13 protein-coding genes are annotated in these 16,784 nt (G+C 43.5%); 3 read left to right on the forward strand and 10 right to left on the reverse strand.

Annotated features, from left to right (window positions below; translation table 11 throughout):
- Window position 1: 1 nt before the first annotated feature.
- Window positions 2-310, reverse strand: a complete 309-nt coding sequence (gene clpS, locus C4S39_RS00285; RefSeq protein ID WP_103965065.1) for an ATP-dependent Clp protease adapter ClpS — start codon at window positions 308-310, stop codon at window positions 2-4.
- Window positions 311-1,449: 1,139 nt separating this feature from the next.
- Between clpS and C4S39_RS00290 the strand changes: the two genes are divergently transcribed.
- Window positions 1,450-1,653, forward strand: a complete 204-nt coding sequence (locus C4S39_RS00290; RefSeq protein WP_013646657.1) for a cold-shock protein — start codon at window positions 1,450-1,452, stop codon at window positions 1,651-1,653.
- A 155-nt stretch (window positions 1,654-1,808) separates the two neighbouring features.
- Here C4S39_RS00290 and icd read toward each other — a convergent pair whose 3' ends face one another.
- Window positions 1,809-3,059 carry an NADP-dependent isocitrate dehydrogenase gene (icd, locus tag C4S39_RS00295; RefSeq protein ID WP_103965066.1) on the reverse strand — a complete coding sequence of 417 codons (1,251 nt, stop codon included), beginning with the start codon at window positions 3,057-3,059 and terminating at the stop codon, window positions 1,809-1,811.
- Between the two features lie 211 nt (window positions 3,060-3,270).
- Here icd and C4S39_RS00300 point away from each other — a divergent pair, with 211 nt between their 5' ends.
- Both C4S39_RS00300 and C4S39_RS00305 read left to right on the forward strand, forming a co-directional pair.
- Window positions 3,271-4,305 (forward strand): phosphoglycerate mutase, encoded by a 1,035-nt coding sequence (locus C4S39_RS00300; protein ID WP_103965067.1) that lies wholly within the window; start codon window positions 3,271-3,273, stop codon window positions 4,303-4,305.
- 81 nt (window positions 4,306-4,386) lie between these two features.
- Window positions 4,387-5,895: a sensor domain-containing phosphodiesterase gene (locus C4S39_RS00305; protein WP_103965068.1), complete on the forward strand. Its 1,509-nt coding sequence runs from the start codon at window positions 4,387-4,389 to the stop codon at window positions 5,893-5,895.
- A gap of 111 nt (window positions 5,896-6,006) precedes the next feature.
- Here the strand turns inward: C4S39_RS00305 and C4S39_RS00310 are convergent, their stop codons facing one another.
- The 8 genes from C4S39_RS00310 to C4S39_RS00350 all read right to left on the reverse strand — a co-directional run bounded on the left by C4S39_RS00310 (window position 6,007) and on the right by C4S39_RS00350 (window position 16,784).
- Window positions 6,007-7,389 (reverse strand): NAD(P)(+) transhydrogenase (Re/Si-specific) subunit beta, encoded by a 1,383-nt coding sequence (locus C4S39_RS00310; RefSeq protein WP_103965069.1) that lies wholly within the window; start codon window positions 7,387-7,389, stop codon window positions 6,007-6,009.
- Window positions 7,390-7,698, reverse strand: coding sequence for an NAD(P) transhydrogenase subunit alpha (locus tag C4S39_RS00315; RefSeq protein ID WP_103965070.1), 309 nt, complete (start codon window positions 7,696-7,698; stop codon window positions 7,390-7,392).
- Between the two features lie 77 nt (window positions 7,699-7,775).
- Window positions 7,776-8,903 carry a Re/Si-specific NAD(P)(+) transhydrogenase subunit alpha gene (locus C4S39_RS00320; RefSeq protein WP_103965071.1) on the reverse strand — a complete coding sequence of 376 codons (1,128 nt, stop codon included), beginning with the start codon at window positions 8,901-8,903 and terminating at the stop codon, window positions 7,776-7,778.
- 523 nt (window positions 8,904-9,426) lie between these two features.
- Window positions 9,427-12,966, reverse strand: a complete 3,540-nt coding sequence (locus C4S39_RS00330; RefSeq protein ID WP_103965072.1) for an FAD-dependent oxidoreductase — start codon at window positions 12,964-12,966, stop codon at window positions 9,427-9,429.
- A 274-nt stretch (window positions 12,967-13,240) separates the two neighbouring features.
- Entirely contained in the window at window positions 13,241-13,414 is a 174-nt protein-coding gene (locus C4S39_RS15625) for a hypothetical protein (protein WP_258039216.1), read from the reverse strand.
- A gap of 395 nt (window positions 13,415-13,809) precedes the next feature.
- A complete protein-coding gene (locus tag C4S39_RS00340) occupies window positions 13,810-14,508 on the reverse strand; it encodes a phosphoadenylyl-sulfate reductase (protein WP_103965073.1) in 699 nt (232 codons plus the stop codon).
- Complete coding sequence (locus C4S39_RS00345; protein WP_181023708.1) at window positions 14,501-15,034, reverse strand: DUF934 domain-containing protein; 534 nt, start codon at window positions 15,032-15,034, stop codon at window positions 14,501-14,503. Before C4S39_RS00345 ends, C4S39_RS00340 begins: the two co-directional genes overlap by 8 nt.
- A 7-nt stretch (window positions 15,035-15,041) precedes the next feature.
- Window positions 15,042-16,784 (reverse strand): nitrite/sulfite reductase, encoded by a 1,743-nt coding sequence (locus tag C4S39_RS00350; protein ID WP_103965074.1) that lies wholly within the window; start codon window positions 16,782-16,784, stop codon window positions 15,042-15,044.

Below are 16,784 nucleotides of genomic sequence, written 5' to 3' on the forward strand. Positions count from 1 at the left end.
TTTAGTTTTCCTCCATTACACACCTAAGTGGATGCTGATTTCTTCTACTAAATTCAATAACCTGTTTGACTTTAGTACTTGCAATATCACCAGGGTATATACCACACACACCCACTCCTTCTGTATGTACCTTTAACATTATCAATGTCGCCTGTTCTTGATTCATGGAGAAAAACGACTTTAGTACCTCAACCACAAATTCCATTGGAGTGAAGTCATCATTTAATAGTAAAATTTTATAAAGAGGGGGGGGCTTATGCTTAACCTTCTCTTGTGAAAGCTTAACGGTTTCAGACTTACTCTCCGTCATGAATGTTTCCTATTCAAACTAATAAATTTCCAATCATAAAATATAGTACAAAAGACGTTACTACACTAAAGACATAACATATTTAACGATTACGACAAAATTTTCAAGTATCTTGAGACAATTACTTTTCCCTTAACCACAAAAACGGCATCACTGCGATATTTTCCAATACAGAGCAATACAAGAAATGAATTTCAGAGAAGATTAAAAAATTGGATATCAAACTTAATTCTATTTTGGCCCAGATTAAAGAATGTTCCGCTTGTATTTTACCATTGCATTATCAAACAATCTGCTTGGGTGCAGCAACAATGGATTAGAATAATTCCCATCATACTGACGATTGCATCATTATCTCTGATTTTTTAGGATGTTTGCATTCAGCTGTTCAAACGTTATTCCCGGCCTGAAATGCAAAGCTATATACGGTAATGATTTCAACTTTTCTAAGGTGTCATCGTGTGCTATAATAATATTTCTCGTACTTCATCTTATTGCCAATAATAACTCCTGAAAAAAGCAGGAACGATAGAAGTTGAGCGTGCAGGCAAAGAAAACCAGTACAGAATACAGTAATCTTCTTTTCAATAAACCGTTAAATGGACACAGTTGGGATATTTTTTATAGACAACAGAACCATTTTTCAATCTCATCAAGGCATTATCATTGGAATGCTTTGATCGTGAATTGGTAAACTCGGTGATACATAGCTTTTCCGCAAGCACATCAGCGGGGCTGAGTGTTCGGTGGTTTATACTGTCTTTATCTTGATATACCTGTCAACCCATAAAAAATTGCATACCTTAAGCATAAATATCATGCATCCTCTTGCAGAAATGCCTCGACCTGCACCAGGTCTATTGTTTGTAGCTTATATACCTTATTCAGATCGATTGTCATGTCTCGCATAGTGGACAACGCAGAATCTAATCGCTCAAACTCATTTGTTGGAAATGCGACAACCTCCTCAGATTCATTTCTACTGGAGGAGACTACCGCTTGACTTTAATCCAGGATTTGCGTAAAACAGCAAATGGCGTTTGGCTTCAAGTTCTTTATGGATCGATTTTGCTCATAAATAGTTTTGAATTTCAAATAGTATTAGGGTTTCCGGCCCAGTTTTTATATAGGAAGTAGAAATGGCAACAGGTACAGTAAAATGGTTCAATGATTCTAAAGGTTTTGGTTTTATTACTCCTGATGACGGTAGCGAGGATTTGTTTGCACACTTCTCGGCAATCAATATGTCTGGTTTTAAAACCCTTAAAGAAGGTCAGAAAGTGAGTTTTGATGTCACTCAGGGACCAAAGGGGAAACAAGCCTCAAATATCCAGGCCACCTAACTTTCATAACTACTGGCCTAGAAACTTAGTCTTATTAACTGGCCAAAGCAATAAAAAATTTTCTCTATATAAGAGCACCCCTTTGCTTTGTTGTATTACACGTAGCAAGGGGTATTACTCCACCTCGATAGTCAACTGAAATATTCCATGAGTATTTAGTTCATGGAATTGATCATTGCATTACCAAAATCCGAACAGGAAACTTTCTTAGCATTAGTCATCTGCCGGGCGAAATCATAAGTAACAATTCCGTTCTGAATAGTCTTTTCCATAGATTTAATAATCTTGTCAGCTGCTTCAATCCATCCAATATGTCGCAGCATCATTTCCGCTGACAGTATTATTGAACCAGGGTTTACTTGATTCTTTCCAGCATATTTAGGTGCTGTGCCATGTGTTGCTTCGAAAACTGCCACTACATCGCCGAGATTAGCACCAGGCGCTATCCCAATCCCACCCACCTGTGCAGCCAAAGCATCAGATATATAATCCCCATTCAAATTCAGTGTTGCAACAACATCATACTCTTCTGGGCGAAGCAAGATTTGTTGAAGAAAAGCATCGGCAATTACATCTTTGATAATAATTCCACCCATTGCCGAGGGTAATTTCATCCACGGTCCGCCATCCAGCAACTCCGCTCCGAATTCACTGGCAGCCAATGCATACCCCCACTTTTTGAATGCACCTTCAGTAAACTTCATAATATTACCTTTATGCACTAATGTAACCGACTCGCGCTTGTTGTCAATGGCGTACTGAATCGCTCTCCGAACAAAACGCTCTGTTCCCTCTTTTGAGACTGGCTTAATGCCGATACTAGAAGATCGAGGAAAACGTATACTGGTCACCCCCATATCTTTAATCAAAAAATCAATAACCTTTATTACAGACTCTGACCCCGCCTCCCACTCTATGCCCGCATAGATATCTTCAGAATTTTCACGAAAAATAACCATATCCGTTTTTTCTGGATTTTTTAATGGACTCGGAACACCATAAAAATAGCGCACAGGTCTCAAACAAATATATAAATCCAGTTTTTGTCGTAAAGCTACATTAATTGAACGAATTCCACCACCAACCGGTGTTGTTAACGGACCTTTGATTGAGACCACAAATTCTTTAGCAGCTTGCAATGTCTCTTCCGGCAACCATACATCTGGTCCATAAACATGAGTCGATTTCTCACCCGCATAAATTTCCATCCATGATATCTTTCGTTGCCCACCGTAAGCTTTCTCAATGGCTGAATCAACAACGCTACGCATCACTGGGGTAATATCAACACCAATTCCATCGCCTTCAATAAAAGGAATTATTGGATTGTCAGGCACTTCTAATGAATAATCATCATTAACTTTAATCCGCTCTCCCTTACTAGGCACCTTTATATGCTGATACATAACCTCTCCAAGTATTCAAAAATGCAATTTGCAAGAAAAATTTTACCAATTTACAATAAGCTTAATTCTCTATGCATTATACGTGTAAACACAATGCCTTTCCATGCTGACACGGCCTCATTCATGCATATAGCATTACCTCGAATTTGTATCAGCAGCAACCCGGTCACTGGCTCTACAAAACATTTCTGGAGTGTCTCGTTTCTTCATAATGAATATTAACCTTTTAATTCCAAATCTATTTTGGTCCGATACTTCACAGCCAGAAATCTATGATGGCTTATTAATTGATTCTTTAGAAACACTGCTATCCAAAGGCATTTCCAAGACAAATTCATCTCTCGAAATGGAAACCTGGTTGTGTAAACAATTTAACTTGGAACAACAACATGGAAACTGGCCTATTGCACCATTGATGTTACACATTGATGCTCCCGCGCTGGCAAAAACAAGTAAAGATTTCTGGATGTGTGCCGATCCTGTTCATCTCCGAATTGAACAAAACCATATCATGCTAGCAGATAGCCAATCTTTCAAAATTTCCCCAGAAGAAGCAGAGCAGTTCATGCAGGACTTGAATCGTTATCTCGGTAACTCGAATTTTATTTTTTCAGCCTTCCATCCGCATCGCTGGTACATTCGAATACCCAACGCGCCTGAAATGCAGACGCATACACTCAGTCAGGTCACGTGCAAGAACATTAATAATTTCTTGCCAACAGGCAAAGACAGCATCATCTGGCATAAAATCTTTAACGAAGTACAAATGCTGCTGCATGAGCACCCCATTAACCAATCTCGAGAATCTCGCGGCGAATTGGTCATTAATAGTATTTGGTTTGGAGGGGGGGGAAACATACTTCGGTCAATACACTCTCCTTACACACACATATGGAGCAATGATGACTTTTCTCGGTCACTAGCACTAGCTAGCAGTATTAATCACTTAAATCTACCTACTGATGTTAACAATTGGCTCCAAACTAAGACATCAGGGAATCATCTCGTAGTACTGGATTCGCTACGTAGTCCAGCAAAATACAGGAATGCATATGAATGGCGTGAAACCCTCAAAAATATGGAACATAATTGGTTTCTACCCTTATATAGAGCAATTAAGAATGGAAAAGTCAGCCGATTGACCATAACAACATCGAACGAGATTGCTTCAAATGACTTCGCCATAACACGCTCTGATCTATGGAAATTCTGGTTATTTAGTAAACCACTTTCCACTCACGGTTGAAAAACCAAATAAATAATACTTCATTTGTTATACATAGTAGCAACGCATCTTAACCTATGCCACCAGGAATAAGGAATTACCGTGCAAAAGAACTCATTATTAAATAACGTCAAGCCCTACTTGCCTATTTGCATTTCCCTGATTATATTGCTTATTATTACAGGCACATATATTACCAATGAACTCCCTTCCCATTGGTTACCTGCATTATGGTTTTCCTTACTCTTCGCAATATTAATAGTAGTCATTCAGTTAGCGCACGCTGAGAAAAATACCAGGAGCCTTGATAATCAGCTCAATATCGCTAAGGAAAGACTCGGAAATGAGATTAAGCATCGACTTTGGGCCGAAAAAACAGCCTCAGAAAACAAGATAAAATCACAATTTATTGATGAGAATTTTCCTGTTATGTTAGCCTATTTTAATACCGAACTCCGCTGTCGGTATCATAATCGAATTTTCCGCCGATGGTTTGGATTAAATTCTGATCAGATTGATGGCCGCTGTTTAAAAGAATTTTCAAATGAAGAATTCTTCTCTGACATTCAGAATAATATTGAAAAAATCTTAACTGGAAAAACAATACACAACGAACGAGTTCTTAAGTCTACCAAAGGCTTTCCCTATATTTTCACAGAACAATATCTTCCTCACATTGACAATAAAGGAAGAACTATTGGCTTCTATACGTTGCACACCCCGCGCGCGCAAGAAAAAAGCCGCGTCCTCTCAAAAAATAATAAAGATGAGGATAAAATAAAACTCGAGTTAAAAAAATCTATTGAGGCAACAGCTAACAATGATATAAAGCTTCAACAAAACAATCAACCACTCTCATCAAAATCAGGCATTACTGCGGCACGTATTGCTCAAGCAATTGATGGGGAAGAGTTTAATCTTTATTGCCAAAAAATAATTCCCATCAAACCTCCTAATTCATCTTCCTTACATTATGAGATTCTGATTCGGATGCATGAGGAAGAAAATAACCTGATGCCTCCAGGTTCATTCTTACCTCTCGTCGATCAATTCCAAATGATGCCTAAGCTGGATCGGTGGATCATTAATCATATCGTTCAATGGCTGTCGATTCACCCCGAAGCCAATTCGGTATTTCACCTGAATTTGGCCAGAGATACTTTAAAAGATTTAGCCTTTCCCAATTTTATTCAAGATCAATTACGAAAAACCAAAGTCGCTGGCTCCAGTCTTTGCTTCGAAATCGAAGTCTCAGATGCAAAAGATAATATGACAGATACACATATCTTCACACAAAAAATTCATGAATTAGGTTGCTTGGTTTCACTTTGTAGCTTTAGCGATAACCCTGATTCATTAAATATACAGAGCAAAATTAAAGTGGATTACTTGAAAATTGATGGTAGCATTGTTTGCAATATACTTCGTGACGAAGAAGATTTAGCCAAGATAAAAACCATTCATCAACTTGCTCAAGAAGCCAATATCAAAACGATTGCCGAATTAGTTGAAACTGACGATATCATTGCAAAATTACAAGAGATTGGCATTAATTATGCTCAAGGGTTCGGTATTGCAAAACCCCATCCTTTTAATGATCTTGAAACTTAAGCTCAAATCATAAGCCGCTATTCAATATATTAGAAAAAGAAGAACAACTCTTCATGTGGTTGTTCTCCTGATTCCAGGTCTCTACCATTAGTCAATACTTCTCATCATTCATCACAAAGCCTTGACCATATGCTCAACGACTTTTTTAGCATCCCCGAATATCATCATGGTTTTATCCATATAGAATAGGTCATTATCAAGACCAGCATAACCTACAGCCATGCTGCGTTTGACCACCATAACGGTACGCGCTTTATGCGCATCCAGTATCGGCATACCATAAATCGGGCTACCGGGAACGTTCGCTGCCGGATTCACCACATCATTCGCACCCAATACCAGCACAACATCTGTGTTTGAAAAATCGCTATTGATTTCATCCATTTCCAGAACTTGTTCATAAGGGATCTCGGCCTCTGCCAACAATACATTCATGTGCCCCGGCATACGCCCCGCTACCGGATGAATCGCAAAGCGTACGTTAACGCCTTTTTCGTGCAATATTTCAGCCAATTCCTTCACAGCATGTTGCGCTCTCGCAACGGCCAAGCCATATCCAGGAACAATAATGATGCTGTCGGCATTACCCATTAAGAAAGCGGCATCTTCCGCACTGCCACTGCGGTATGTCTTCTGTACACCATCATCCGCCGCCGCTACGCTTCCGCCATCACTGCCAAAACCACCCAATATAACTGATAGAAATGGCCGATTCATGGCTTTACACATGATATACGAGAGAATCGCACCCGAACTGCCTACCAGCGATCCTGCAATGATCAACATTGGATTGCCCAAAGAAAAACCAATACCTGCAGCAGCCCAACCCGAATAGGAGTTAAGCATGGATATCACTACCGGCATATCAGCACCGCCAATAGGAATAATAATCAGGAATCCCAAGATGAAAGCAATTGCGGTCATTGCAATAAATGCGGTCCAGTTGGTCGTTTCGCTAAAGAAAAACCACAGACCAAATCCGATCATGATGATTGCCAGCAACAAATTAAGCATATGCTGACCGCTGAAAACAATCGGAGTACCACTCATGCGTCCTGACAGCTTCAGGAACGCGATGACTGAACCGGACCATGTCATGGCGCCAATAAAGGTACCCAAAAACAATTCCAGCTTACTGCCCCCGGGAAGAATCTCTGGCAAACCGAATGAAACCGGATTATTGACCGCCGCAACCGCAATAAATACTGCTGCCAGACCAACCAGTGAATGCATAAAAGCAACCAATTCAGGCATTGCTGTCATCTGTACGCGTTGCGCCACAACCGCGCCAATGATGCCACCCACCGCAATACATCCCAGAATCAAAAGCCAGTTCTGCGTAAGCGTCAAAGTTGTGGCAACAGCAATCGCCATACCCACCATGCCGAACAAATTTCCACGACGCGCAGATTCCGGCGAGCTTAGGCCTTTTAGTGCAAGTATAAAAAATACTGAAGCAACTAAATATGCAAGTGCTACCATATTTGCTGACATTTACACGTTTCCTTTTTTATCTTTTTTCTTGAACATTTCCAGCATCCGTTGACTCACCAGAAACCCACCAAAAACATTGATTGCTGCCAGTGTAACTGCAGCAGCACCTAGCCAAACACCCCAGTCAGTCTCCGTCGGCCCTGCAGCCAACATTGCACCGACAAGAATAATACCGGAAATAGCGTTAGTCACTGACATCAGAGGGGTATGCAGAGCCGGTGTAACGTTCCACACAACATGATAGCCAACAAAAACTGCCAGTACAAAAACCGTTAGATTGATAATAACCGGATCAATTTCACCAATCATATTTACTCCTTTAAAATTCGTTAACTGTACTTTCTTGATGCAACAACTAAAAAGCGTTTTTAGTTTATCGCGGGTGATTATGACTTTCCGGCGACCTCTCCGCCTGCACATAGCAATGTTCCCGCGATAATTTCATCTGAGCGGTCTATTTTCAGCGCATCATTTTCTTGATCAAGCATCAAGTTAAGGAAATTCATCAGATTTCGTGCATATAAAGTACTAGCGTCGGCTGCCACCAAACCGGGAAGATTCGCAATACCAATCAGATGTACGCCATGTTTAATCACATTCTTATTTAGCTCGGATAATGGGCAGTTACCGCCTGCTTCAACCGCCATATCAACAATAACCGAACCTTGCTTCATCGCCTGAACGGTTTCCTCTTTGATCAAAACAGGTGCTGGACGTCCAGGAATTAATGCGGTGGTAATAATGATATCTGCCAAAATCGCACGCTCATGGACTAATTCTCCTTGCCGCCGCTTGTAATCATCCGACATTTCTGCCGCATATCCACCTGCTGTCTCAGCCTGAGCTTTTTCTTCCTCACTGAGCGGAACCTCTACAAACTTCGCCCCCAAACTCTCTACCTGCTCCTTAACCGCTGGTCGCACATCGAACGCTTCAACCACGGCACCCAATCTTTTTGCGGTTGCAATAGCCTGCAATCCAGCGACACCCGCACCCAAAATCAAAACTCGCGCTGCCTTCACAGTACCCGCTGCCGTCATCAGCATTGGAAAGAATCTTTGATAGACATTTGCCGCCACAATCACCGCCTTATAGCCCGCAATGTTTGCTTGTGATGACAAAACATCCATGTTTTGCGCACGCGAAATACGCGGTAATTTCTCCATTGCAAATGCGGTCAATCCATGCTGTGCAAGTGCATCCACGCCATCTTTCTGGTGCGGCGACAACAATCCCAACAATACCGCATCCTTACGCATCATCGCTAATTCACCGGATTCCGGACCACGCACTTTGAGCACAATTTGTGATTGCGCATACAATTCAGCCACATCAGTGACTATCATTGCGCCCGCCTCTTGATAGGCTGAATCCGGAATACTGGCACCCGCACCGGCACCTAGCTGGACTAAAACCTTATGAACACCCTTGGCAGTATATTTTTTCACGGTCTCCGGTGTAGCGGCTACACGCGTTTCTCCGCTGCGAATCTCTGCCGGTATGCCTATATGCATTGATAATCTCCCTTTTCTTACCTATCTGCTTGCAAATAAGAACTAATATTGAGTTTAAATCTTTTAACGAACTGCGAATTATAAATCAATTTGAGCGTAGTGCATTAAATGGATCAGAAAAACTTGATATCGCATGATATTCCGATAATTCACACAACTTTTCGCAGTAATTAACGCTGGATTAAATAATCCAGTCTGGATGGATAAATATCCAATTATTACGCTTCCATCAAATCTTCAATTAAGAATTCTTTTGGAATCGTCGAAATTAAATGATCAGCAAGATTATCTGTTAAGAATTTTATTCACTTAACTGATTCATCTCATTTCCTGGTTGCTCTAATCTACTTCAACAAGGATCAAATTTTTGTCAGCAATGATTTTTCATCTAACAATTTGTTATTTAATACAAAATCTTCGAACTAGCACAGAATTGTCATGAAACATCTGCCGCATTTTTGCTCTATCAACCGGTAATGACGTATCCGACAATGATTCTTTCTGCTTCAGAAATCATTGAAGTTCATACTCCATTCTTTAAACAACGATCGACCCATCGGTTCGTTAACTTTTCTTGGACAGTATTTTGGCGCAGGCGCGTATTTAATCCCGAAAAATCCACTTGATCCAAAGGTTGATCTTGATTGAAGCAAGAAAACACATATGTAATTTTTCCTGTTTCCGGATCTTGATGCGGCTGCAGGCATTGCGCACAAATCTCCTTCATCATGCACTGCATGGGCGAGTTAATCGAACCAATAGCAAAATGATCTGCTTTCAAGTAAGGTTTCAACTGGTTATGACGAGCTACACCAACGGCAGCCATCATTCTATCTGAACCAATTGCAATAATGTGATCAGCTTCAGCCAGCGCTACCGGTTGCGCACCTAATTCGCCGCTAGCATAAGCCACCATCGCTTGTACGATATTCCCCACATAACTTTTATCCTGAGAACGCGTAGCTGTAAAACCAGGCGACTCATCGCAACACCATACGACGATATCCGCCGCAGCCTCGATTTCAGCCATTTTATATCGATCAACCAATTTCTTGTAGCCAGCAAAATATAGCACTTTCGATCCGGCTGCGCGCGCAGCTGCACCAATAGAAAATAACACGGCATTGCCTAAACCGCCGCCCACCAACACCACAGTCTGATTCTCGGGGATTTCTGTCGGCGTTCCGGTAGGCCCCATCAGCACAACCGGCTCACCCGGTTTCAACATCGCACACAAATTAGAAGATCCGCCCATCTCCAAAACAATGAGCGAAACCAGCCCGAGTTCGATATCCACAGATGCACCCGTCAACGCCAAACCTTCCATTGCAAGCCGGGTATCTCCGGCAATTGTTGCCAGTGTTGCATAATTCTGGAAACGATAAAATTGGCCTGGCTGGAAATGCTCTGCTGCCATTGGCGCATGCACAACGATTTCGATGATATTGGGAGCAAGCCTTTCTACTTTATAAACCGTTGGGCGAAGCTGATTGTTAAGATCCGCAAAAAATTCCCGGGTCGACAGGCTCGACTTTGGTTTAACACGCTCCAGCACCCGGTGTACCGCCGGATAGCCCTGCTTGGCACTCGACATCGCTTTCACCACATTACCGGAATAGGATGGATGCAAATCACCAAAGAAACTTATAAAGCGGCCATCCTGATCATCCCGATAACGGCTGAGCAATACCATCGGTGTCTCGGGTTTGGGATTCGCATACTCCGGCTGCACTGGATTCCCTTCCTCATCGCAAGCAGCAAAATATCGGCCATTGAGTTTGAATAGTTTCTCATCTTCCCGTGCCAGCACTGTATTAGGTTGAGTGCCGGCAGCGACCAGCAATGCACGGGCTGGTAACTCGACGTTGCCTGCATCTTGCCATTGTCCGGTTTCATCCCGTTTTTGCACGCCAAATTGCACCGATTGCGTGTGTCCCCATTGATCCACATTAACGCGCTTTGGAGTCATCCCCTCAGCAAACCAGATGCCTTCTTCCAGCGCCTTTTCCACTTCCTCATGATTTAATGTATAGGAAGGACTATCGATCAGACGTTTACGGTAAGCTATTGTCGCACCGCCCCAGGCTTGCAGCAAATTGATAATATGCGGCCCACGCCCTGCTTTTTTTGCATCCTGACGCTCTGCTCGAATAGCTCGAGCATGATTAAGGAACTCGTCAGCAATTTTTTTCTCCTCATCATCCCACGCCTCACGGATCACATCTTCGCCTTGTACTACTGTCAGTATTTCATAGCGTTGCAGAAACTTCTCCACCTGAACCGGGTAATATGCCAATGCCTCGGTTGCTGTATCGATAGCAGTTAAACCGCCACCGATCACCACCACCGGCAAACGTAACTGCATATTCGCAATCGAATCGCTTTGCGCAGCTCCTGTAAGCTGCAAGGCCATCAAGAAATCTGATGCGGCACGCACCCCGCGCGCCAATCCATTTGGCAAATCCAGAACAGTGGGCCGTCCAGCGCCTGCGGCCAGAGCAACATGGTCAAATCCCATGGCAAAGGCATCATCGGCAGTCAATGTGCCACCAAAACGCACACCTCCAAGCAGCGCAAACTCTTCTCTACGCTCCAGCAGCAACCGAATCAGCTTAAGAAAATTTTTGTTCCAGCGCACGGTGATTCCGTATTCTGCCACCCCGCCAAAACCACCCGGCATACGTTGATCCAGGTTTTCTTCTAACGTGCTAGCCGACCGGATCGCCTGAAATGGCACTCGCTCACCCTGTAAATTTACCCCCGAGATCTCTTCCGGCAGAGATTCAATCTTAAGCCCGTCAATACCCACCACCGCGTGACCTTCATTCATTAAATGATGTGCCAGCGTATATCCGGCCGGTCCCATACCGACCACCAGAACCTTGCGGCCGGATGACTCCTTCGGCACCGGTCGATGCAAATTCAAAGGATTCCAGCGCGTTAATAAACTATAAATTTCAAATCCCCATGGCAATGCCAGCACATCTTTCAGCGTTCTCGTCTCGGCTTGAGGGATATCAACCGGTTCCTGCTTCTGATAAATACAAGATTTCATGCAATCGTTACAAATCCGATGACCGGTTCCGGCACACATCGGATTATCCAGCACGATCATAGCCAGACTTCCTACTGCGACTCCTTGTGTCTTGAGCTTATGAAATTCGGAAATGCGCTCTTCCAACGGACAGCCTGCGAGCAACGCACCCAGCTCACTACGCTTGAAAGCAGGCGGTTCATCCGGTGATTTGGATTTCTGTATCAGACCTTTAGAGCATGAATCTTTACCTTGCTCATGGCACCAGATGCAGTAATTAGCTTCATCGAGCGCGCCCATCAAATCAGTTCCAGTATCGGTCAGCGCAAAACCATTGCGTTCACGCAAGTGACTTAACCGATGCACCGGATATCCTGCCGACTCATCCGTTTCCAACGATAACAGATGCTGAAAATCTAATTTGGCAGGCGACTTAAACAAAATACCTTGCCGCGTATGTTGCTGTCCAGCCGGCGTTCGCAGCGCCCAGGCGGCATAGTGGAGTGCTTTGTTCAACCGGGACTCATTATCCGCTTCTGCATCCATCCACTGCGTCACTTTGGCAGCAAAAACCAATTCGGAGAAAGCCTCCCCAAATTCTGCAGCCAGCTCCTTCTCAAGAGCCAATCCATCAATGCCAGCCAATTCTTCATCGCTGACTTTTCCCTTTGCGCGCCGCTGAACAAACTGTCGTTTGCAAAAATATAACGGAGCCAGCTCATGATGTTGTGCCGCCAGCTGCTGCACTTCATTCTCAATGTTAAACAACCGGGCAACGAAATCTTCCAGCCAAGGTGCAATTTCAATCAACAATGCAGATTCGTCTTTAGGCAACAGACCGTCAGGATGCACACGCGCCTGCTCCAGTTTTTTATGTAGCGCCTCATCCCCGGTACGAAGAAAATCCAGAAATACTTGATCCAATCTAACCAAGCCGTCGCGACGATAGAAATCAGCAATCGTGAAACCAAAGTTAAAATTTGATAAAGTAGTTGTTGTTTCCTGTCGGGTATAAAACGTAGCATCCATCTTTGTCATAATTCCATATATTTTTAATGATTATTATTACTAATGGGAAAATAGGCCATCATGATGATAACTAGTTGCTCCGGGTCAATTGATTTGACTAAAAAATCATTCCATTCATACCGGCACTCCGGCACGAATCTCTATAATTCTGATCCGCATTGGCTGTTAATGCAATGATCGACATCCTCGACCACTCTTGTGCGGATTAGCCCGGATCATTTTTGTAGCCCCTAAGCCATCCAAAATGGGCATTTCAACATCCATCAGTACACAGTCAAAATTCCTTACTTAATTTATCCAATGCTTCTTTCTGGTTACTTGCAATAGATACAACAGCTCTATTATATTCTAGTAGTGCTTGGGCTACCTGTTGATTCAATTCATTATCTTCCACCATCAGAATAGTGCACCCATTTAGTTTCAGATCTGGGTTATTTATTATATTCATATCGTGTCAGCTTGATTTATTACTTCCCTTACAGTTTCTGATGCAACCGTAACTTATTGTATTAGAGATATAGTTTATTTTTATATGCGTAGATCAGGAATAGAGAGAAATTTACCAGTAATTTCCACAATACGAATAAATATCAAATAAAACATAATAAACACCCCCGTGACAAAAGATCACGGGGAATCGTGCAACGCATTACAACTTTGTGTCCCAGAATGCAGCGCCATCCTGCCTTTCTTAATCGAGCCCGCCATGCAGCGTACAATTGCCGCTCGCCCAGTTCTTTGACACGCTGATCCAAAAATGCACTAACCCCAGGAAAATTATGTGCCGTATCACGATAAGAATGGAAACCACCCAGGACGAAATGCTTTCTCAGCTAAGCGCGATTATTTTGACTGAACTACCTTTTCGGTATGTAATCCGCATTCCTTGGTTTCCGGCGTTTCCCACCACCAGCGCCCGGAACGTATATCTTCTCCCGGTGTAATAGCGCGCGTACAGGGAGCGCAGCCGATACTGGGATAAAATTTGTCATGCAGTTTGTTATAAGGCACTTCATAGTGTTTGAGATATTCCCAAACTTCCGCATGAGTCCATTCCAGCAATGGATTAATCTTTTGCATACGATTGCTCATATCATATTCAGAAACTCTCAGGTTTGCCCGAGTTGATGCCTGTTCACGCCTAATTCCGGTGACCCATCCTCGCTTACCCTGCAAGGCACGACGCAATGGCTCCACTTTGCGAATGTAGCAACAACTTTTACGCAAATCAACGCTTTGATAAAAACCATTGACACCGTGCTCAGCAACATATTCTTCAATCTGCTTTACATTGGGGAAATAGATGTGCAATGTCGTTTTGTAGCGCTCTCGCACAGTTTGCATCAGATCATAAGTTTCTTGCGGCAAACGCCCGGTATCCAGACTAAACATTTCGATTTCGATATGATGCCGGTCAATGATGTCTGTCAGCACCATATCTTCAGCACCCAGGCTATTAGCAAACGCTACTGGAGCATAATCACGCACAGCTTCAGTCAGAACCGCCACAACCTGATCAACTCTATGTTGCAAATTAATCATTGAGCGTGCCTGCAGCCGAATTTCCTTTGCGCTGCGTGCGTCGAAACAGGGGCAAAACCGGATCAAAGGAAGTCTGATAAACCTCAGAGAAATCACTGAGACCCTTTAGTGCATCTTCAATCTTGCGATCCGGACGCGGCACAAAAGCATCAAAACCAACCCGTTGCATGTAGAACAATTGATCGCGCAACACATCGCCGATCGCTCGCAATTCACCCTTATAGCCGAGTCGTGCACGCAGGTTATACGCAATGGAATACCCTCGACCATCCGAAAATTTCGGAAAATCAACCGCAATCACAGAGAATTTTTGTATATCACCCTTCAAATCTTCCGCACGCTCATCACTAGCCAACCAAACGCCGATGTCCTGACGCTGCTGTAACGTTTCGCGCTGGGCTCGCCACACTTTTAGCGGAACGATAATTTTTCCGGCTGAAACTATTGTTTCCTCAGCAGTATCTTGCTCCTGTAGCCGCAAGACCGTCCAATCGTCCGCAACGATAGTTTTATTTTTTATAATCATATCAATATCAGAACCTGGGGGAATAATAAGGAATCTCGTACTGCGCAGACTCCACGATGTATTTGCCCGCAACCTTTTCTTCCTGAGCCATAAAGCCAGTAGCGTATACATGCTCTTTGAATGGCGCATGACCAATACGACGCACCGTCTCAATGAAACGCTCGGTTTCCATACGCTCACGCAGATACACATGAATCAAGCGCTCGATAACTTCAGGCACTTGATTGAAAGTAAATGACGGACCAATAATTTTACTAATCGAGCTGTCGTTGCCTTCCGCGCCACCGATCGAAACTTGATACCATTCGTCGTGATCTTTCTTTTCCACGCCAGTGATGCCAATATTGCCAATATGATGTTGCCCGCAAGCATTCACGCAACCCGAGATGTTCAACGTAATTTCACCGATATCATGCTGATAGTCCAGATCTTCAAAGCATTCGGCAATTACCTTTGCCAGCGGTATCGAACGAGCATTAGCCAGCGTGCAAAATTCCGCTCCGGGACAACTAATAATATCGGTCAACATGCCAATATTGGGTGTGGTCAATTCATGCCCGGACGCCTCTTGCCATAAACGAATCAAGTCTTTCTGCCTGACGTCCGCCAATACCAGATTTTGCTTATGCGTGATGCGCAATTCACCAAAGCTGTATCGATCCGCCAAATCCGCGACCGCTTCCATTTGTTCAGCCGTAGCATCACCGGGCGCATCACCAGGTTTTTTCAGCGACAAAACAACGATCGCGTAACCCGGAATACGATGAGGTCTAACGTTGCGCGATAACCAGTTCGAGAATGAACGGCTGTCCGCCTTGAATTCATTTAATTTCGCGTCATGATCGGTTAGTGTTTCATAAGACGGATCAGAAAAAAAAGAGGCAACACGATCGACTTCCTCAATAGTCAATGTACCCGGACCATCTTTCAGATCAGCCCAATCCGCCTCCACCCGGCGCTTGAATTCATCAATACCGAGTGCTTTCACCAGTATTTTGATGCGCGCTTTAAATTTGTTATCGCGGCGGCCATATTCGTTATACACGCGTAAGATAGATTCAACATACGTCAAGATATGCTGCCATGGCACAAACTCACAAATTTCACTGCCAATAATCGGCGTCCGTCCCAATCCACCGCCAACCAATACCCGAAAGCCGATTTCACCTTGCGCATTCTTTGTCACCGCCAATCCGATGTCATGCGCATAGATAGCAGCACGATCTTCTTTTCCCCCGCTGATGGCGATTTTAAATTTTCGCGGCAGATATGCAAATTCCGGATGGAAAGTGCTCCACTGGCGCAAAATCTCCGCATAAGGACGCGGATCAACTACTTCATCCTGTGCCACGCCGGCAAATTCATCCGATGTAATATTACGCACACAATTCCCGGAAGTTTGAATAGCATGCATTTCAACTGATGCCAAATCCGCCAGGATATCCGGGGTATCCTCCAGTTTAAGCCAGTTAAATTGAATATTCTGACGCGTCGTGAAATGACCATAACCACGATCGTATTTTCGTGCAATATGAGCAAACATGCGCATCTGCTTAGAAGATATCAAACCATACGGCACTGCAATGCGCAGCATATAAGCATGGATCTGCATATATAAGCCATTCTGCAGCCGCAATGGAAGAAACTCCTCTTCAGTCAACTCTCCTGACAGGCGTCGGCGCACCTGATCACGGTATTGCATGACGCGCTCATTCACTATCTGTTGATCATATTCATCATAGCGATACAT

Origin of the sequence: Nitrosomonas ureae (genome assembly GCF_900108305.1) — a bacterium.
Taxonomy (GTDB): domain Bacteria; phylum Pseudomonadota; class Gammaproteobacteria; order Burkholderiales; family Nitrosomonadaceae; genus Nitrosomonas; species Nitrosomonas ureae_B.